The sequence below is a fragment of the Nonomuraea insulae genome (assembly GCF_042656245.1).
In genome coordinates, this window is sequence record NZ_JBHSPA010000025.1 from 40,785 (window position 1) to 59,615 (window position 18,831).

General features: G+C 71.9%; 13 protein-coding genes. 6 read left to right on the plus strand and 7 right to left on the minus strand.

Going from position 1 to position 18,831, the window contains the following annotated elements:
• Positions 1–5: 5 nt before the first annotated feature.
• Positions 6–2,363, plus strand: coding sequence for a SpoIIE family protein phosphatase (locus tag ACFPZ3_RS21255; RefSeq protein WP_379515917.1), 2,358 nt, complete (start codon positions 6–8; stop codon positions 2,361–2,363).
• 40 nt (positions 2,364–2,403) lie between these two features.
• Positions 2,404–4,503, plus strand: coding sequence for a DEAD/DEAH box helicase (locus ACFPZ3_RS21260; protein ID WP_379515918.1), 2,100 nt, complete (start codon positions 2,404–2,406; stop codon positions 4,501–4,503).
• On the opposite strand, the gene ACFPZ3_RS21265 is transcribed toward ACFPZ3_RS21260, so the two are convergent.
• Positions 4,500–6,413: a fumarylacetoacetate hydrolase family protein gene (locus tag ACFPZ3_RS21265; protein ID WP_379515919.1), complete on the minus strand. Its 1,914-nt coding sequence runs from the start codon at positions 6,411–6,413 to the stop codon at positions 4,500–4,502. The two genes, ACFPZ3_RS21260 and ACFPZ3_RS21265, sit on opposite strands and share 4 nt — an antisense overlap.
• A gap of 74 nt (positions 6,414–6,487) precedes the next feature.
• On the opposite strand from ACFPZ3_RS21265, the gene ACFPZ3_RS21270 reads away from it, so the two are divergent.
• Positions 6,488–7,063 (plus strand): TetR family transcriptional regulator, encoded by a 576-nt coding sequence (locus ACFPZ3_RS21270; RefSeq protein WP_379515920.1) that lies wholly within the window; start codon positions 6,488–6,490, stop codon positions 7,061–7,063.
• Positions 7,064–7,095: 32 nt separating this feature from the next.
• Here ACFPZ3_RS21270 and ACFPZ3_RS21275 read toward each other — a convergent pair whose 3' ends face one another.
• The 5 genes from ACFPZ3_RS21275 to ACFPZ3_RS21295 form a co-directional block, all read right to left on the minus strand.
• Positions 7,096–8,781, minus strand: coding sequence for an NAD-binding protein (locus tag ACFPZ3_RS21275; protein WP_379515921.1), 1,686 nt, complete (start codon positions 8,779–8,781; stop codon positions 7,096–7,098).
• Between the two features lie 76 nt (positions 8,782–8,857).
• Complete coding sequence (locus ACFPZ3_RS21280; protein ID WP_379515922.1) at positions 8,858–11,503, minus strand: CHAT domain-containing protein; 2,646 nt, start codon at positions 11,501–11,503, stop codon at positions 8,858–8,860.
• A gap of 16 nt (positions 11,504–11,519) precedes the next feature.
• On the minus strand, positions 11,520–12,035 hold the full coding sequence (locus ACFPZ3_RS21285) for a hypothetical protein (protein ID WP_379515923.1): 516 nt from the start codon (positions 12,033–12,035) through the stop codon (positions 11,520–11,522).
• On the minus strand, positions 12,035–12,640 hold the full coding sequence (locus ACFPZ3_RS21290; RefSeq protein ID WP_379515924.1) for an RNA polymerase sigma factor: 606 nt from the start codon (positions 12,638–12,640) through the stop codon (positions 12,035–12,037). The genes ACFPZ3_RS21285 and ACFPZ3_RS21290 overlap by 1 nt, the downstream gene beginning before the upstream one ends.
• The gene (locus ACFPZ3_RS21295) at positions 12,640–14,238 is read right to left on the minus strand and encodes a S8 family peptidase (protein WP_379515925.1); all 1,599 of its coding nucleotides are present in this window, start codon (positions 14,236–14,238) and stop codon (positions 12,640–12,642) included. Before ACFPZ3_RS21295 ends, ACFPZ3_RS21290 begins: the two co-directional genes overlap by 1 nt.
• Positions 14,239–14,434: 196 nt before the next feature.
• Here ACFPZ3_RS21295 and ACFPZ3_RS21300 point away from each other — a divergent pair, with 196 nt between their 5' ends.
• On the plus strand, positions 14,435–16,132 hold the full coding sequence (locus ACFPZ3_RS21300; protein ID WP_379515926.1) for a carbohydrate-binding module family 20 domain-containing protein: 1,698 nt from the start codon (positions 14,435–14,437) through the stop codon (positions 16,130–16,132).
• 3 nt (positions 16,133–16,135) lie between these two features.
• Here the strand turns inward: ACFPZ3_RS21300 and ACFPZ3_RS21305 are convergent, their stop codons facing one another.
• A complete protein-coding gene (locus ACFPZ3_RS21305) occupies positions 16,136–16,876 on the minus strand; it encodes a phytanoyl-CoA dioxygenase family protein (protein WP_379515927.1) in 741 nt (246 codons plus the stop codon).
• Between the two features lie 211 nt (positions 16,877–17,087).
• On the opposite strand from ACFPZ3_RS21305, the gene ACFPZ3_RS21310 reads away from it, so the two are divergent.
• Complete coding sequence (locus ACFPZ3_RS21310) at positions 17,088–17,738, plus strand: rhomboid family intramembrane serine protease (RefSeq protein ID WP_379515928.1); 651 nt, start codon at positions 17,088–17,090, stop codon at positions 17,736–17,738.
• Positions 17,739–17,838: 100 nt separating this feature from the next.
• Entirely contained in the window at positions 17,839–18,813 is a 975-nt protein-coding gene (locus ACFPZ3_RS21315; RefSeq protein ID WP_379515929.1) for an aldo/keto reductase, read from the plus strand.
• Positions 18,814–18,831 lie beyond the last annotated feature (18 nt).

Here is an 18,831-nt window from a genome sequence, read left to right on the forward strand (position 1 = left end):
GCCACGTGCATCCTCCCACCAACGACCCCACGCCCCCTCCCAACGGCTCCGCCGCGCCCTCCGGTGGAGTGGGCGAGGAGCTCGACGAGATGGGCGGCGTGAACAGATCCCCCGACGGGGAGCCCGAGCTGGTCAGGCTGGTGGCGACCGTCGAGCGGTTGCGGCGGGAGGTGGAGCGGGAGCGGCGCACCGCCGACGACCGCGCGGTGGTGGAGCTGGCCAAGGGGGTGCTGGTCGAACGGCTGCACTGCGGGCCCGCGCAGGCGGCCGAGCAGCTCTCCACGCTCGCGGCCAAGGCAGGGGTGTCCCGGCTGGAGGTGGCGGCCGACGTCGTCAACGAGGTGGTGCGCGATCGCATCGGCGAGGCCGGCCCCGAGGCCTCCGTACGGCTGCGCGTGGCCGAGAGCGCCGCACTGGGCACCGGCGACACCCAGGCGGTGGCCACCTCGCTGCTGGAACACGCGCTGACCCCCCTGGGCGCGACGGCGGTGGCGGTGTGGGCGGCCGAGCCTGGCGCCGCCCTCGCCCTGGCCGGGTACGCCGGGTTCACGGCCGAGGAGGCCAGGCGGTGGCGGCACGTCCCGCCGGGCGTCGTCACGCCGGCCGGGCGCGCACTGACCGAACGCCGCACGATCTGGCACACCGACGCGGGCCTGCCGGCCATCGGCCGCCTCACCCCCGGGGTCACCGGCGGCGGGCGGATCACCGTGCCCATGATGGCGGGCGGACGGGTGCAGGGGGTGCTGGAGATCTGCTGGCCGCGTACTCTGCCCCCGCACGCCCAGCGCATGGAGCGGCAGCTCGACGCCATGGCCGAGCTGTGCGCCCACACCCTGGACTCCCCGTACACCCCGCAGGCCCCCACCTCACCGGTCCTGTCGGAGATCGTGGATCTGGCCGACGCGCTGCCCGACCCAGCGCTGGTGTTGCGTGCCCACATGGACGTCGGCGGCGGGCTGGCCGACTTCCGTGTCCTGCACGTGAACGAGAGGATCAGGGGCGGGGTGCTGGAGGCGTACCCGCTGGCGGAGGGCAGGTTGTTGCTGGAGGCGTTCCCGAGGGCGGCGGCGGGACTGTTCGGGCGGCTGGAGAACGTGCAGGCGACCGGGGAGCCGTTCAGGGCCGAGCGGATGCCGTTCGGGCTGAGCACGACGGGCGTGGCGGACGTCAGCGTGACCAGGCACGGCGGCAGCGTGCTGCTGGTGTGGCGCGACCATGACGAGAACGCCCGGCTGGCGGGGTTGCTGGAGCACGCGCAGCGGCTGGGCCGCATCGGGGGCTTCGAGGAGAACGCGGTGACCGGCCGGATCACCTGGAACGCCCAGCTGTACTCCCTGTACGGCCTGGCGCCCGGCGACCAGCCGATCCCGCTGGAGCGGCTGCGCGACCACGCCCATCCCGACGACGAGGTCCCGATCGGCCGCTTCCTGCGCACCGTGCTGCATCATCGGCGCTTCGCGGCCACGGCGTTCCGGCTCAGGCGTCCTGACGGGGTGGCCCGGCACATGCGGGTGGTGGCGGAGCCGGTGTTCGGGCCGGATGGGCGGCTGATGGCGGTGCGGGGAACCTACCAGGACATCTCCTCGCAGCACTGGACGGAGGTCGCGCTGTCGGTCACCCGTGACCAGCTCGCCCACACCGAGGAGCAGTCGGCCGCGCGCAACCGCCTGGCCCTGCAGCTCCAGCGGGCCATCATGCCGCCCTCGCACGGCACGATGGAGTCCTTCGGCCTGCACATCGCCGTCCGCTACCGGCCCGCGCAGAAGGAGCACCTGGTCGGCGGCGACTGGTACGACGCCGTCGCGCTCCCGTCGCAGCGGGTGCTGCTGTCGGTGGGCGACGTGGCGGGGCACGGCGTGGAGGCGGCCACCGGCATGGTGGTCCTGCGCAACGCGCTGCGCGGCCTGGCCGCCACCGGCGCGGGGCCGGCGCAGCTCATGCTCTGGCTCAACCAGGTCGCCCACCACCTCGCCGACCGCCTGACCGGCACCGCGGTCTGCGCCCTGTACGACCCGCTGACCCGCGTCCTGCGCTGGAGCAGGGCGGGGCACCTGCCGCCGATCCTGCTGCGCGAAGGTTCTGGGGCGGAGTTGCCGCTGGTCAAGGGGCCGTTGCTGGGGGCGTTCACGGACGCCCAGTACGAGGAGGGGCGGCTGCAGTTGCGGGCAGGGGACACGCTGCTGATGTACACCGACGGCCTGATCGAGCGGCGGGATCACAACCTGCGCCACGCCCAGGACCGGCTGCTGAGCATCGCCAGGCGCGGGGCGGCCACGCTCGACCACCGCCTGGACGCTCTGCTCACGCACTGCGACTCCGACACCGACGACGACACCTGCCTCATCGGGGTGCACTTGAGCTGATATTCGCCGTTGTCCCGGTGGCTGGGGCATCCTAGGTCCGGTGGAGTTCCGTGACGCCGACCGGTTGCTGGCCGACGCGCGCGCCCTGCTCGACGAGCACGCCTCCGTGCGGGCGCGGGCCGCGCACGCTCTCGGCACGCTGCGCCGCGACGTGGCCAGGGCCGGGCTGGAGGCGGTGCCCGTCTCGCGGCTGAGAGACGTGACCGACGGGCGGCTGCGCATCGGGACACTGGAGAAGGCCGGATACACCACGGTCCGGCAGGTGCTGGAGGCCACCCCGTACGAGTTGCAGTTGCTGCCCGGCATCGGCGCGCACACGGCGGGGCAGCTCCTGGCGGCCGCCCGGCAGATCGAGGACGCCGCCGCCGAGGCCGCGAGCCTGCGCCTCGACGTGGACCGGCCCGACCCGCACACCACCGAGCTGGTGATCGCCCTGCACCGCCTGGTGGCCGTCGGCCCCGAGCTGCCCCGGGCCCTCGACGCGGCCGGGGAGGTGGCCGGGCGGCTGGAGCCGCTGCTGGCCGAGGCGCGGCCGGCGCGCAGCCGGTTGCGGATGATGCTCACGCTGCCCGCCCGGCGCCGGCTGGCGCGCGAGGCGGTGGCCTCGATCGAGGAGCTGCTCGACGGCGCCGCGCGGACGCGGCTGCTGCTCGCCCAGGTCACCACCGACCTGCTGCGCCCGGCGGCCCGCGACTTCGAGGCATGGGCGGACTTCGAATCCCGCTCCCCCGAATACTTCGGGCTGCTGGCGGAGCTGGCCGGGGAGCCGATGGGCGGCGGCCACGGTCTGCTGCCCGACGACCTGGCGGCCAAGGTCGCCGCGCAGCCGCTCGACGACACCCACCGGCGGGTGTCGCTGCGCGGATACCAGGCGTTCGGGGCGCGGTTCGCGCTCGTGCAGGAACGCGTGATCATCGGTGACGAGATGGGGCTGGGCAAGTCGATCGAGGCGATCGCGGCGCTGGCGCACCTGCGGGCGGGCGGGGAGACACACTTCCTGGTGGCCTGCCCGGCGAGCGTGCTGATCAACTGGGTACGCGAGATCGGCTCGCGCAGCACGCTGACCCCTTACCCGCTGCACGGGCCCGACCGGCTCGCCGCCCAGCAGGAGTGGGCGCGGCGGGGCGGCGTCGCGGTGGCCACGCTGGACGGGCTGCACCGGGTGGAGGGCCCCGACGTGGGCATGCTGGTCGTGGACGAGGCCCACTACGTCAAGAATCCGGAGACCAAGCGGTCCAGGGCGGTGGCGGCCTGGTGCGGGCGGGCGCGGCGGGTGTTGTTCCTGACCGGGACGCCGATGGAGAACCGGGTGGAGGAGTTCAGGGCACTGGTGTCCTACCTGCGGCCGGAGCTGGCCACCGGGTTGCGGAGCAGCGACGTGGTGGCGGGGGCGCGGGCGTTCCGCCGGGCGGTCGCGCCCGTCTACCTGCGGCGCAACCAGCAGGACGTGCTGGCGGAGCTGCCGGAGCGGATGGAGGCCGATGAGTGGGTGGAGTTCAGCGGGGCGGACTTCGAGGCATACCGGCTCGCCGTGGCCGGGGGCAACTTCATGGCCATGCGCCGCGCCGCCTACGCCGAGCCGGACACCTCGGCCAAGCTCAAGCGGCTGCTGGAGCTGGTGGAGGACGCCGAGGCCAACGGGCTGAAGGTGGTGGTGTTCTCCTACTTCCGCTCGGTGCTGGCCACGGTGGGGGCGGCGCTGGGCGGGCGGGCGCACGGGCCGCTGTCCGGGGAGGTGGAGGCGGCGCGGCGGCAGCGGATGGTGGATGAGTTCTCGGCCGCCGCCGGGCACGCGGTGCTGCTCAGCCAGGTGCAGGCGGGCGGGGTGGGGCTCAACCTGCAGGCCGCCTCCGTGGTGATCCTCTGCGAGCCGCAGGTCAAGCCCAGCATGGAGACGCAGGCGGTGGGGCGGGCACATCGGATGGGGCAGGTGCGCAGGGTGCAGGTGCACCGGATGCTCACCGTGGACTCGGTCGACCAGCGCATGCTGGACATCCTGCGCCGCAAGTCGAAGCTGTTCGACGCCTACGCCCGGCGCAGTGACCTGGCCGAGTCCACGGGTGACGCGGTGGACGTGTCGGAGCAGTCGCTGGCGCGGCAGGTGATCGAGGAGGAGCAGCGCCGCCTGCTCGACGGTTAGCCCATGCGGGCGGCGTGCCACTCCGCCATGACGGCGAACAGCGGGATCCTGTCCACCTCCGGCAGGTCAGGGTCGAGCTCCTGATAACGCCGGTAGACGTTGACCACGACCCGTTCCGCGTCCAGCCATTCGCCGTACTCCCCCAGGTCGATCCCGAACGCCGCCTCCTTGAACCCCAGCCCGGCGGCGTGCGCGGCGTCGGCCTGCTCGGTGACGTGGCGCAGATAGCCGCGTACGTCCCTGATGCCCTCGACGTCCGTCACCGGCCCGTGCCCCGGGACGACCACCGCCGGATCCAGGCCGATCATGGTGTCGCAGGCGGTGATCCAGTTGCTGATCGGTCCCTTCCACACGATGGGGGTGCATCCCGTGAACAGCAGGTCCCCCGCGAACAACACTCCCACGTCGGGGACGTGCACCACGGCGTCCGCCTCGGTGTGGGCCGGGCCCAGGTTGAGCACGTGCACCTCGCGCCCGCCCACGTCGAGCGCGAGCCGCCGGTCGAACAGCCGGTCGGGGTGCCGCAGCCGCGCCCCGGCGAAGTCGAACCCCTTGAAGCGAGGCCGCAGGTAGGGGGTCAGCACCGGCCCGAGGTCGGCCACCTGGAAGGCGGTGGTCAGGTCGGGCGGGATCTCGGTCCGCATCTCGTGCGCGGTCCCCTCGGCCGCGATGATCTGCACGGAGTCGTCCAGGAGTGTCCCGCCGTGGGTGTGGTCGCCGTTGGAGTGGGTGAACACGGCGTGCGTGAGCGGGTGCCGGTCGGTGGCGGCGCGCATCGCGCTCAGCATCTCGGCCGTTAGGGGCAGGTCGTAGAGGGTGTCCACGAGGAGCGAGGCGCCGTCGCCGGCGATGAGGCCGGCGTTGCTCAGGCCGTACCCGCCGTCGGGCAGCAGCCAAGCCCACACACCGTCGGCGACCTGGTGCAGCCCCTTCGTGTACGGCAGCACGCTCTTGGCCGGGTTGACCCGCTCGGGCTCGGGCCGCCGCCCCGGCCGTGGGGCGATCCGGATGGCGGGGGCGCTCGCGCGCACGGTCTGCCGCACCTCCCCGAGCCCCTCCGCGGTGAGGGTGACGACGTCGCCGTCCTGGAGCCAGCCGGGGAAGGCCGCCGGGTCGCCGTAGAAGTCGAGGTGTTCGATCAGGCAGCAGCCGGGCACGGTGCCCGAGCCGAAGACGTCGCCGGGGCGGAGGTCGACGCCGCGGGAGGCGTAGGAGATGACCTCGCCGAACGACCAGTCCATGTCGTCGGTACGGCCCCCGCCGATCAGCCGCCCGTTGACCCTCGCCTCCACGCGCAGCGCGAGCTTGCCGTCCCTGCGGAGCCCGTCCAGCTCGTCGGGGGTGACCAGCCAGGGGCCGAGCGTGTTGGCGCCGTCCTTGCCCTTGGCCTGCCCGATCTCGAGCTGCCCCTCCAGGAGTTGCAGGTCGCGGGCGCTCCAGTCGCAGAAGATCGTGTAACCGGCGATGCGTTTGTCCGCCTCCTCCGGGCTCAGGTCGCGCCCGCCCTCGCCGAGGATGGCGGCGATCTCCAGCTCGAAGTCGAACCAGGCGCTGCCGGGGGAGATGGGCACGTCGTCGTACGGGCCGATGGCCGAGGGGGCGGCGAAGTAGAAGGCGGGGATCTCGTACCAGACGTCGGGCAGGTCGCCCGTCACGCCTCCGGCCCGATCCGTGTTGCGCTTGTGGTCGAGGAAGCACAGGCAGTCGCGGATCGACGGCGGATCGGGGATGGGGGCCATCAGGGTGGCCTCGGCCAGGGGGACGACCTCGTACGGCCGGTCGAGCGCCTGCCGGCCGGCCCGCGGCAGATCGCCGAGCAGGTCCACCAGGCGGGTGCCGGGCGGCAGCCCGTGGATCAGCCCGCCCTCCAGCAGCCCGACCCGGTCCGGTACATAAGTTACCCAGCGCATGAGCACCTCCAAAAGAAAGCTCTGTGTTGGCCAACATATAAGATGCTGATTGGCATAGGAGATCCGGGATGGTCATGAGACGAGAGCAGACGAGCCGGCAGAGCCGGGAACTGATCCTGCGGGCGGCGGCGGAGCTGTTCGCCGAGAAGGGATACCGGCAGACGACGTTCGCCGACGTCGCCGAGCGGTCGGGCATCAGCAGGGGCTCCATCCCCTGGCACTTCGGCGGCAAGGAGGGCCTGCTGGTCGCGGTGCTGGAGCACTCCGTGCAGGAGCTGCTCCAGCCGCCCGGCGGGCTGCCGCGGGCCGACGCGGACGGGGTGGAGCAGGTGCTGGAGGAGGCGGAGAGGTTCCTCAGGCTGCCGCTGTCGAGGTTGTTCGTCACGCTGCTCATCGAGGCGGTCGAGCCCGACTCGCCGATCCACGACCGCTACGTCGCCATCCAGGACGGCATGCGGGCGCGCATCCAGACCTGGGCCGAGGGCCTGCCCCTGGCCGAGGGGGTCACGCCGCGCGGGCTGGCCGTGACGGTGCTGGGGGCCACGATCGGCATCCACCAGCAGTGGCGGCTCACGCCGGACCGGATCGACCTGGACGAGGCTTTCGCGACGTTGCGGACCATGCTGGTGGGCGCGCTGATCGCGTCTTGAGACCCCACGTCGGGATCAGGCCGGTCGCAGGGTCACGTCCCGGGGAGCCGGACGATGCGGAAGCCCGCGTCCTGCAGGATGTCGGGCAACTGCGTGACGGCCGTGCGGTCCTTCTCGCGGGCCTTGTCGGACAGATACTCCCAGTCGCACAGGTCGGGGTGCTGCTTCTTCGCGTCGTCGCGCTCGGGACCCTGCGTCCATCCCCGCCCGCTGAGGTACTCCATCCAGCGCCTGTGCTCCATCCTGGCCAGCCTGTCCACCTCGTCGGAGGTGAACGAGAACGTGTGCGGCGCCTCGGTGCTGGGCGCCAGCACGCACCTCATCGCCCCGAGCTTGCCGCCGAGATGGGCGGCCTGGTCGCGGTTCTGGCCCTTCTTCACCTCGCTGAGGCTCTCGTAGGCGACCATGGAGGCGTTCTGCTCGGGGGTCTCGCCGCGCAGGATGCACTCGAACACGTACCTGTCGTGGATCGCCCGCGCCAGGCGCTCGATCACGTCCTCGTCGATCAAGTCCGGTTTCCCCGCTTCCTCGGTGACGGCGAAGATCCGCAGTGTCCCGGCCAGGTCCTCCAGCAGCCGGGCGTCGCCGAACGCGTCGCCGAACGTCCCGCGCTGGCCCACCCTGACCACCACGGGAGCGCCGGTCCACAGGGGGGCCATGGTCAGCGTGGCGGTCAGGGCCAGGCGTTCGTCGTTGTAGCAGACGTAGACCCGCTGGGGTGGCTCCTTGGTGTCGGCGAGGAGCGCGCGCACCTCGTCGAAGCCGGCGTTCTCCGGGGTGATGTCGCAGGCTTCGGCCACGAAGGGGTAGGTGCGGCACAGGGCCGCGACCTCGGCCTCCGCGTCGGGGGCGATCACGCGTACCGGCAGGCGGGTGCCCGCCGGCGGGGTACGCAGGCGCCAGCGCCTGGCCAGCTCGACGAGCAGGGCGTCGCCGAAGTGCTTGAGCCCCAGCAGCAGCACCGGGCGCGCCTCGGTGACCGGGTCGCCGGCCAGCAGCACGCGTACGGCCAGCTCCTCCAGGTTGAAGAAGTCGAGCCGGTGCTCCCTGCGCTCGTTCAGGCCCAGCCTGCGGGCCCGCAGCGCGGAGCACAGGCGGGGGTCGGAGACGTGCGCGTACGCGGCCACCGGCGAGGCCGGGCTCAGGCCGTGCACGGTGGCGGCGATGGCCACGTTGACGGTGGCGTCGTCCTCGCAGGCGTAGACGACCTGGGCCTTCTGGGCGCCGGCCGCGCGCAGCACCGCCGGGTTCCTGGCGTCGCCGGTGACGTGGAAGACGCCGGGGGCGCGCAGCGGGTCGCCGACGCCGCCGCCGATGACGACGACCCTGCGGCCGGCCTCCCGCAGCCGCTGGGTGACGGCCTGTCCCAGCGGTCCTGTCCCGCAGACGATGGCGTGCCGGCTGGACTCACGCGCCCTGAGCCGGCGGAACTCGTTGCCGACCAGCAGCCGTACGGTCTCGACCAGCGCGTAGATCGTCACCGCGGGGGCGGTGAACCTGGCGATCTCCAGCGGCCACGGCAGCGAGCCGCCCGCGTCGAGCGGAGTGCTGCCGACCACGAAGAGCTGGATGTCGTAGTAGACCAGGTCGAGGAGGGTGAACCTGGGGTCGCCCGCCAGATACGTACGCATCCCCGCGAACCCCAGCACCAGGGACACCAGCGCCAGCACCCCGAACCCGGCCATGACGGAGGACCTGACAGACGCCGTTTCCTTCATCCTGCCTCGTTCCACATCCTGAGACGACGGGAACCCACGCTCTCTTCATAGCCCCACGGGAGCCGGCCGTTACCGCTCATCCGCTGCCGAAGCAGACGAACGTCGACGCCGGCTCCCCCTCGGAGGCCGCGGCGAGCGCGTCGGCCGGACGCGCGCCGTCGGCCACGCCCCGGTGGTAGGCCATCATGACGCGCTCGGCCACCTGGTCCGGTACGCGGGTGAGGCTGGAGATCACCGTGGACGTGCCGAGGTAGAGCAGGGCGGCGGTGAAACCGAGCAGTTCGTCGCCCGACCTGACCACCGCCTGGCCCACGTCGCACGCCGACAGCACGACCTGCCCCGGCGCCTTGCCCAGCCGCTGCAGGTCGTAGGCCATGAGAGGGCCGTCGGCGAGGTCGAGGCGGGAGAAGAGCACGTTCTCGCGCTCGTGGTGGCCGTGGGCGGCGAAGTGCGCGAACGAAGCGCCGTCGAGGGCGTCCAGCGTGGCCGACACGGTGGCCTGGCCGCCCATGAGCCGGCGCGCCTTGGGATGCACGTCGCCGAGCCGCTCGACCTCCCGCTCGGCGTGCTCCAGGTCCGGCCCCGCGACCAGGACCGAAGAGCTGCCGTCGCTCACGTACGGCTCCGCGGCCCGCCTGCCCCCCAGCCACACCAGCGCGGACGGGGCCACCACCAGCGGCCGGCCGCGCAGGTCGGGCAGCAGGCCCCACGGCACGGCGGACAGGCCCATGGTCGGGATGAGCACGATGCCGCGGGCGCCGCTCAGCGCCTGCCTCAGGGGGGCCGTCAGCGCGTCGGTGATGATGCCGAGCTGCCGCTGGACGGACGCCTCGATCACCGCCTTCAGCGCGGGCCGCAGGATGCGTCCCGCCTGGGCGTTGAGGTCCCCGGCCAGCCGTCTGGCCGCCTCGGCCACCGGTTCGTACGCGCTCAGCCTGTGCAGGCGGCACCTTCCGCCCACGAGCACCAGCGCCAGCAGCCCGCCGTCCACGTTCAGCAGGCTGACCAGGGCCACGTCGTCGTCGGCCAGCGCCGCCTCCACGGCCGCGGCCGAGGCGGGGGCCAGCCGTTCGCCCACCCCCGGGAGTTGCCAGCCGCGTTCCCTGATCACCTGCTCCAGTTCGAGGCAGCGCCTGCGCAGGGCGGGGCGGCGGTGGCCGGCGGCCTCGTCGGCGTGCATCTGCTGGGCGAGCTGGCGCAGCTCCGCCAGCGCCTCGGCGGTCTGGGCGTCCTCGGGCGCCTGCGGCGGCCTGAACCTGAACGCCTGCGCCCTGCACCGCTCCGACCAGGCGAACACCTGCCGCGCGGACCCTCCGCTCAGTGCCGCCCGCAGACCGTGCGCGGCCAGGTCGGCGCCCAGGGCGGCCACGCCGGTGAGCATGTCGAGGCTGCCCAGGCGGCCCCGGTGGGAGTGGATGAGCGCCAGCCCGGAGCGCACCTTGCGCAGCGCCAGCCCGCGCCGGCCGTGCGCGCCCGCCAGCTCCGCCTCGGCCAGGTGCCGCATCAACCGCACGTCCAGCGGCGCACCCCGCGACTTCCCACGTGCGGCCCCCAAGATCCCCGGCAGTGTGTCCGGCGGGGCGCCGACCGGTGGCATGGAGGTCGCGGTGGTCGTGGCGGCGGTGAGGCGGCCTGCCGCTATCAGGGCGCGGGTGGCGACGAGGCGGGCCATCTCCCCGTCGTCGCGCATGTCCAGCTCGGCGAACCGCTCCGCCAGGTCGCCGGCGCGCCGGGCCACGGACCCCGGCGCCGCGCCTTGTGCCAGGTCGGAGCGGAGCCGCATGAGGACCGCGCGCAGCGCCCAGGACGTGCTGCCCCGGCGCCGGAAGTGGGCCTCCGCGCGTCTGGCCCAGGCGCGGGCCTCGTCGTGCCGGCCGGCGTCGAGCGCGCACTGGGCACGGGCCAGTTCGGCCTCGGCGTAGTCCTGCATGAGGCGTTGCTTGCGGAAGCCGTCGATGGCCCGGTCGAGCGTGCGGCCGGCCTCGTCGGTCAGGCCGACGGCGAGCAGCGCGCGGGCCCGGTCGAGGGCGAGCACGGGCAGGAAGCCGGGGTTGAGGTCCTGGTAGAGCTCCTCCACCCGGGCGAACACGCTCAGCGACGCCGGTACGTCGCCCAGCAGCAGGTCACAGTAGCCGTCGTTGTGCAGGGCCTTGGCGGCGAGCACCCCGTGGCCGTTGGCCTGCGCGAGTTGCGCGCTCCTGCGGGCGTCGTCCCTGGCCTGCCGGATGCGCCCGGTCATGAGGTGGATGACGGACCGGTTGAGCAGCACCCTGGACAGCTCGACGCGGTCGCCGTCGAGGAGCATGGGGGCGGCGATGTCGAGCTCGCGCAGGGCTTCGGCGCTGGAGCCCATGCGCAGGTGCAGCAGGCCGCGCTGGGCGTGCACGAGCGCCATCTCGGCCCGGGGCGCGCGGCGGGCGGCCTCGTCGAGCAGTTCCATCCCGAGCCCGGTGTGGCTCTGCTCGGCCTCGGCGTGCGCGAGGCTGGTCAGCAGGCGGGCGAGGAGGTCGTCATACCCGCCTTCGCGATGGCCGGCGTCCTCGCCGTCGCGATCGGCGTACCTCTGGTGAGTGGGCGCGGAGGTCCAGCCGAGCAGGTGGAGGCCCTGCCGCAGCCTGCGGACGGCCAGCGCCGGGCGGCCGTTGTCGGTCGCCTGGACGCTGAGCTTGTGCAGTCGCTCGACCTGCTCACGGAGGGGCGCCGCACGCCCGCTGTCGTGCAATACCGCCTCGCGATGGTCAGAGGATGAGTGAGGGCGTCACCGCCAGTATCGCCGCCTGCGCCGGATCATCAACCCCCGGATCGTCGAGTCCCTGCCGCACCACGAGTTGCGACAGCCCCCTTGGCACCACGTCCAGGACGAATCTGCCCTGGTCGTCGGCCCTGACGGTGTGGGCTCCCTGGCCGGTGCGCAGTTCCACGAGATGGTCGCCGGGCGGGGCGAGCCAGCCGTCCACGCGTACGGCGTGGTCGTCGCGGGCGCTGACGCTGATCATGATGGTGAGGATCTCGCTGTCGAAGGTGATCGTGCGGCTGTCCTCGCCGCCACGGACGCCCGCGGGGAGCACGGCGTCCTCGTACGGCCGCAGGACGGCGAACTCCGGCGATTCCAGGGCCAGCGCGAACTGCAGGCGTTCGACCAGTGTCGCGGGAACGGGATCGATGAGGCGGTAGACGTCCGCGATCTCCTCGGCGAGGAGCTGGTCCTCGGGGGTGAAATGGGGAGAACCGCTGCTCCCCTGGGCCGTGTTCATCAGGAACTCCAATCCGGATCCTTCGCGAGCAGGAGGCGGAGCTTCGCGAAGCATCGGCCGCGCGTGGGCCCGATGCTGCCCATCGGCATGTCCAGCGCGGTAGCAACCGCGTCGTAGTGCGGGCGCGGCACGAAGGCGATGATCCTGAGCAGCTCGGCGCATCTCTTGGGCAGGCTCTCGACCGCGTGCCAGAGGGCGCGGCGCCGCTCGTCGTCCACGAGCAGTTCGTCGGGGGTGAGCAGGCCGTCGGGCAGCTCGTCGAACGTGTCGTCCCCGGGCAGGTCGTCCTTGCGGGAGGCGGCGCTCACCCGCCACGCCTCGCGGCGGGTGGTGGTGACGAGCCATTCGATCAGCGCGCCGGGCGCGGAGATGGCGTGCAGGTGGCGCAGCAGGATGAGCCAGGTCGTCTGGATCACGTCCTCGGCGGCCTGCTGGCTCAGGCCCTGGTTCCTGGCGGTGTGCCAGAGCACGGGCGTGAGCTCGGCGACGATGGCGTCGAGGGCGTCGCTGTTGCCCTGCCGGGCTTCCAGCAGCAGCCCGGCCAGCCGGTCCCGGCGCTGGGCGCGGGGGGTGGGGGCGCGTTCGAGTGCGGGGTCGCCGGTCATCAGATCTGTACGATTTCCGGCCGCGCCACCTTGTCGTTGATCATCGTGTCGATGACCGTCCTGGCACGTACGACGGGATCGACGCCCACCTGCCCGATGGTCTTGGTCAGTTCGGCCGCGACGGCCCCCGCGATGATCGGCGCCGCGAACGAGGTGCCACTCCAGCCGCAGAACGGCCCCATGGCGTCGCTGTCCAGCGAGGCCCGCTCGCCGGTGGTGAGCATGGCGTTCTGGGCGCCACGGAACTCGGGCGGGAAGGTGCTGACGACCATGGCCCCGGGAGCGCGCCACCGTACGGCGGGATGTTCGTTGGAGAAGATCGCGATCGTGCCGTCGGGGTTCTTGGCGGCGACGCCGAGCATGGGCGCCAGCGGCGGCCCTGGAACGGCCGTCTCGGACAGGGCGGCGAGGTAGAACGGCCTGGTCGTGGCGTAGTTGCCGGCCGCGTTGACCACGATGACGCCGCGCGCCCGCAACTGGTTGACCTTGCCGAACAACGCGTTCATGGCCGGGTCGCCGGTCTCCGCGAAGCCGCCGAAGGAGCAGCACAGCACGTCCACCTGCCGGCCGGCGTCCATCAGCGCGAGGAGGCGGTCGAGCGCGGCGTGCACGGCCTCGCCGGGGACGACGCCGTCGCTGTGCATGACCTTGTACATCAGGACGCGGGCGTCGGGGGCGATCTGCGCGATGAGACCGGCCAGCATGAGGCCGTGGCCGGTGTGCGAGTTGAGCGTGCCGACCAGGGGGTTGGGCATCTGGCCGAGGTCCTCGTAGCCGACGAGCCTGGCGATGTCGCGGCCTTCGTAGGCGGGGTGGGTGTCCTCGATGAGCTGCTGCCCGGCCGGATCGACGGTGAGGAACGCGTCGGGGTCGGTGACCGGCTTGAACCAGGGATGCGTGGCCACGCCGGTGTCCAGGGTGACGACGGTGATCCTGGGCCCGCCGAGTTCGGCGAGCGTACGGCGGCGCGGCGGCCCGGCGACGACGGTCAGGGGGATGCGGCCGTACCCGGGGCGGGTCTGCACGCCGGGCTCGTCGATGACGGCGTGGCCGCTGGTGGCGGGCTCGCCACCGAAGGTGAGCGAGCCGATCCCGCTGGTGGCGGAGCCGACGAACAGGTGGTCGAGCGAGATGTCGGCGATCCCGTCCCTGAACGCCAGGGTGTCGGACTCCGCGAGCAATGCCCTGCGCACGGCCCTCAGGGCGGGCCAGGCGTCCGCTTTGACGTCCCGATGGTCGTCGCCGACCTCCAGGACCGCGGGCATCCAGACGGTCTCCTCGCCGTAGTCGCGGCGGCGGGCGCGTTCGATGCTCTCGGGTGAGAGTTTCAGCCCGACGCCGGACAGCGCCGAGTCGATCCAGTTCGTCGCGTCCCGGGAGATCATCACCTGCCCGGGGATCAGCAGCACGTCGGCCCGGTAGACCGTGGAGTCGGGCCGGGTCTCGCCGGGGTCCAGTCCGACGGCCCACGGATCGAGGAGCTTGGCCCCGTGCCGGTCCAGGATCTCGCGGGAAAGGGTGATGCCCCGCCAGGGCGGGCCGAATTTCTCGCTCTCAACCCCCTTGGCCGGTGGCTCGGGGATGTAGTCGATGGTCATGGCACCGTCTCCGTTCTTCCCTCTGTGGCCTACGAGAGCGGATCGGGGGCGGCGATACGAACGGCTTGATAACGGAATCGTCACGATCCTCAGGGCCCTGAATGCTTGCAGAAACTTTCTGCAAAGTCATTGCAAAGCCTGACGTGTGTGGGTAACTTCCGGGCAACGCCCTCGAAACCCCCGAAGAGAGTGCCCCATGAAGCGCTGCAAGGCAGGTCTGGTCGCCCTGTTATCGGTGGCGACGGTTCTCGTGAACGTCAGCGCGGCGCAGGCCGCCCCTCCCGGCGACAAGGACGTGATCGCCAACCTCTGGAGCTGGAACTGGAACTCCGTGGCCAGGGAGTGCTCAGGCCACCTCGGCCCGGCCGGCTACGGCGGCGTGCAGGTCTCGCCGCCCCAGGACTCCCTCACCCGCGGCGGAGCCGTCTGGTGGGACGTCTACCAGCCCGCCGACTACACCCTGACCAGCAAGTTCGGCAACGAGAGCCAGTTCGCGGCCATGGTCAGGACCTGCCACGACGCCGGGCTCAAGGTGTACGCGGACGCGGTCATCAACCACATGACCGGCCAGGGCAGCACCAGCTACGGCGGCAGGAGTTTCGGCAAGTACAACTACCCCGGCCTCTACTCCGCCAACGACTTCCACTACTACTCCGAGGACTGCGGCAACTCCGACAACCTCATCCACGACGGCGACTACGGCGGCAGCGCGCGCAACGTGCAGAACTGCGAGCTGGTGGGCCTGTCCGACCTGGAGACCGAGGAGGAGTACGTCCGCGGCGCCATCGCCGGCTACCTGAACAGGCTCGTCGCGCTCGGCGTGGACGGCTTCAGGATCGACGCGGCCAAGCACACGAACCCGGGCGACCTGGGCAACATCTACGGCCGGGTGAGCGGCTCGCCGTACATCTACCAGGAAGTGATCTACGGCGGCGGCGAGGCGGTGCAGCCGGGCCAGTACACCGGGATCGGCGACGTGCTGGAGTTCCAGTACGGCCGCTACCTGCGCGAGAAGTTCTACGGCAACATCGCGGACCTGCGCACGTTCGGCGAGACCTGGGGCGGCATGCAGCCGGGCGGCAAGTCGGTCACCTTCGTCGCCAACCACGACACCGAGCGCGGCACCACCGCGCTGAGCTACAAGGACGGCGCCGCCTACCGGCTGGCCAACCTCTTCCAGCTCGCCTGGAACTATGGCACACCGCAGGTGTACGACGGCTTCACCTGGAGCGACAGGGAGGCGGGACCGCCCCACTCGGGCGGCTTCGTCACCGACGCGGTCTGCGGAAGCGGCTGGGAGTGCCTGCACCGTGACGCGGCGATCACCGGCATGGTGGGCTTCCACAACGCGGTCAAGGGCAGCGCGGTCGCCAACTGGAGCGCCCCGAACGCGAACGTGATCGCCTTCAGCCGCGGCGCCAAGGGCTGGATCACGATCAACAACGGCACCGGCTCGTACGCGGGCACGTTCGCCACGGGCCTGCCCGCGGGCACCTACACGAACGTGACCGGCGGCGGCACGGTCACCGTGAACGCCTCCGGCCAGGCCGCCGTGAGCGTCCCCGCCAAGGGTTCGATCGCGATCGTCGCCGGCGCCACGTCCTCCCAGGCGCCGGTCACCTTCAACGTCAACGCGAGCACCACCTGGGGCACGAACGTCTACCTCGTCGGCTCGATCGCCGCGCTGAAGAACTGGAACACCGCGGAGGCCATCCCCCTGTCCTCGGCCGCGTACCCGGTGTGGAGCGCGACCGTGAGTCTCCCGGCGAACACCTCGTTCGAGTACAAGTTCATCAAGAAGGACGGCTCGGGGAACGTCACGTGGGAGAGCGGCGCCAACCGCGCCTACACGACCGGCTCCTCGGCCTCGACGATCAACGTCGCCTGGAAGTGACGCTCAGGCGCCGCCCAGCGGGTCGACGCCGCGCAACATCATCCCCTGCCCCCTGGACCGGTGCACGTCGTCGGCCGGCCGGTCCTCGGGGTCGCGGAACTGGACGAGCAGCGTCGTACGGGCCTCGCCCGCCCGGTTGACCCCGGACCCGTGCACGGTGAGATAGCTGAGGAACAGCACGTCCCCGGCCTCCGCCTCGACCGGCACCGCCTGCTCCAGCGGCCACTGCGAGAGCGGCAGGTGCCAGCCGCCCTCCTCGACGTGCGGCAGCGGCCCCCGCTGGTGGCTGCCCGGCACGACCCGCACGCAGCCCTTCTCCTCGGGCGCGTCGTCGAAGTGGAAGATGGCCGCGCCAACGGTGTGGCGGGTGTGCGGGAAGTGCGCGGCGTCCTGGTGCAGAGGGAACGGCGAGCCCCGCTCCGCGGGCTTGACGAAGATCTTGGTGTGGTGGAGCTGGACGTTCTCCGACCCCATCACGGCCGCCGCCACGTCGGTGAAACGCGGGTCGACGATCAGGCGGGCGAACGCGGCCGAGTGGAACTGGACGTCGTGGCAGTGCCGCAACTCGGTGACGCTGTCCGTCAACTGCCTGGCGCTGTCCCAGGTGGGGTCGGACGGGCGCGAGCGCGCCAGCACCGCATGGCACTCCTCGCGGAACGCCCGCGCCTCCTCCTTGTCGATCAGCCCTTTGACCAGCAGGTAACCGCGGTCCCGGTAGAACCGCGCCATCGATGAGTCGGCCATCCCACGCTCCCTGGCCCGGTGCCGTCCCTCGATTGTGTGCCGGGGAGGGGGTGGGGTGGAAGGCGGCGACACGGTTCACCGTGCAAGATTTGCAGCATTTTCGAAGTGTGCGGGGGTGGCCGCGCGAAAGCTGATCGTCGCCGCACGATTTGTTATGTTTCCTCCCGATACTGGTTCCGCTCATCGGACACAGATCATCAGGAGGAACCAGGTGGAGGCCAAGGGCCGCGCGGCCGAGATCATGATCGCGGAGGCGCGCAAGGCATTATGGGTGATGGTCGGATTCCTGGCCGTCATCTGGATCCTGCAGGTCGTCAACTGGGCGTCGGGGTACGCGCTCGGCCTGGAGTTCGGCCTGCGGCCGTGGCATCCGGACAGCCTCGCCGACATCGCGACGTCGCCGTTCCTGCACTGGAGCTGGGATCACATCGAGGCCAACTCGGGACCGCTGTTCATCTTCGGCTTCCTGTCGGCCTATCGCGGCGTCGCCAAGTTCTTCGGCGTGACGGGGTTCATCGTCCTGGTCAGCGGTCTCGGGGAGTGGTTCACCGCCGACCCAGGAAGCGTGGGCGCGGGCGCGAGCGGCGTCTTGTTCGGATATTTCGGTTACGTGCTGGTACGCGGCGCGTTCGACCGGCATCTGATCGACATCGTGGTGGGCCTGGTCATGGCGCTGTGCTTCGCCTACCAGTTCGCCGGGCTGCTGCCCCAGGAGGGCATCGGCTGGCAGGCCCACCTGTTCGGCTTCCTGGCCGGCGTGGTCGGCGGGTGGGTGTTCCGCGACCGCCGGCCCAAGCCCGCCGCCGCCCCTGAGGGCTCGAAGTCCGCGCTGCTGAAGGAGCTGGACGATCTCGGCCTCTGATCAGCCGCGGCGGCCGCCGCCCCTCCGGGCGCGCAAATAAGGAAGATGATTGACTGTGTTCCGTAAAACGTTTCATTACGATCTTTGCGGAAGGTCATCCTTGGACTACGAACGCCAGCCGTACCGAAGGTGCGGCCGCAGCGGCCTCCTCCTGCCCGCCGTCTCGCTCGGCCTGTGGCACAACTTCGGGGAGGGCAAACCCCTCGACAGCCAGCGTGCGATCCTGCACAAGGCGCTCGACCTCGGCATCACCCACTTCGACATCGCCGACCGCTACGGGCCGCCGATCGGTGCCGCCGAGGCCGCGTTCGGGCGGATCTTCCCGCGCTCGTTGCGCGACGAGGCCGTGGTGACCACCAAGGGCAGCAACCCCATGTGGGACGGCCCGTACGGCAAGGGCAACTCGCGCAAGCACCTGCTGGCCACCCTCGACCGCTCGCTGGCCCGGCTCGGCCTCGACTACGTGGACATCTTCTACCTGCACCGCGAGGACGAGGAGACGCCGCTGGAGGAGCAGGTCGCCACGCTGGACCACATGGTCCGCACCGGCCGCGCCCTCTATGTCGGCGTCTCCAACTTCTCCCCCGAGCGCACCGCCGAGGCCGCCCGCCTCCTGCGCGGCCTCGGCACCCCGCTCCTGGTGCACCAGCCGCCCTACTCGCTGCTCAACCGGCGCATCGAGGCGTCCCTGCTGGGCGTGCTGGAGGAGGAGGGCGTGGGCTGCGTGGTGTACTCGCCGCTGGCGCAGGGCCTGCTCACCGACCGGTACCTGAACGGCATCCCGGCCGACTCGCGGGCGGCCGAGGGCCGTTTCCTGACGCCCGACCGGGTGACGCCGCAGGTGCTCGGCTTCGTACGGGCGCTGGCGGAGCTGGCCGAGTCGCGCGGGCAGACGGTCGCCCAGCTCGCCCTGTCCTGGGCGCTGCGCGACCCGCGGATCACCTCGGTGCTCGTGGGCGCCTCCAGCCCCGAGCAGCTGGAGGCCAACGTGGCGGCCGTGGACCGGCTGGACTTCACCGACGAGGAACTGGCGGGCATCGACCAGGCCGCCAAGGAGGCCGGCGTCGAGGCGTGACCCCGCACTGAGACGGGC

Excerpts from the sequence above, each read along its gene's own strand:
- ACFPZ3_RS21295 (WP_379515925.1), bottom strand. The coding sequence starts at position 14,238 with ATGACCATCGACTACATCCCCGAGCCACCGGCCAAGGGGGTTGAGAGC.
- ACFPZ3_RS21305 (WP_379515927.1), bottom strand. The coding sequence starts at position 16,876 with ATGGCCGACTCATCGATGGCGCGGTTCTACCGGGACCGCGGTTACCTG.
- ACFPZ3_RS21300 (WP_379515926.1), top strand. The coding sequence starts at position 14,435 with ATGAAGCGCTGCAAGGCAGGTCTGGTCGCCCTGTTATCGGTGGCGACG.
- ACFPZ3_RS21285 (WP_379515923.1), bottom strand. The coding sequence starts at position 12,035 with ATGAACACGGCCCAGGGGAGCAGCGGTTCTCCCCATTTCACCCCCGAG.
- ACFPZ3_RS21290 (WP_379515924.1), bottom strand. The coding sequence starts at position 12,640 with ATGACCGGCGACCCCGCACTCGAACGCGCCCCCACCCCCCGCGCCCAG.
- ACFPZ3_RS21270 (WP_379515920.1), top strand. The coding sequence starts at position 6,488 with ATGAGACGAGAGCAGACGAGCCGGCAGAGCCGGGAACTGATCCTGCGG.
- ACFPZ3_RS21265 (WP_379515919.1), bottom strand. The coding sequence starts at position 6,413 with ATGCGCTGGGTAACTTATGTACCGGACCGGGTCGGGCTGCTGGAGGGC.
- ACFPZ3_RS21275 (WP_379515921.1), bottom strand. The coding sequence starts at position 8,781 with ATGAAGGAAACGGCGTCTGTCAGGTCCTCCGTCATGGCCGGGTTCGGG.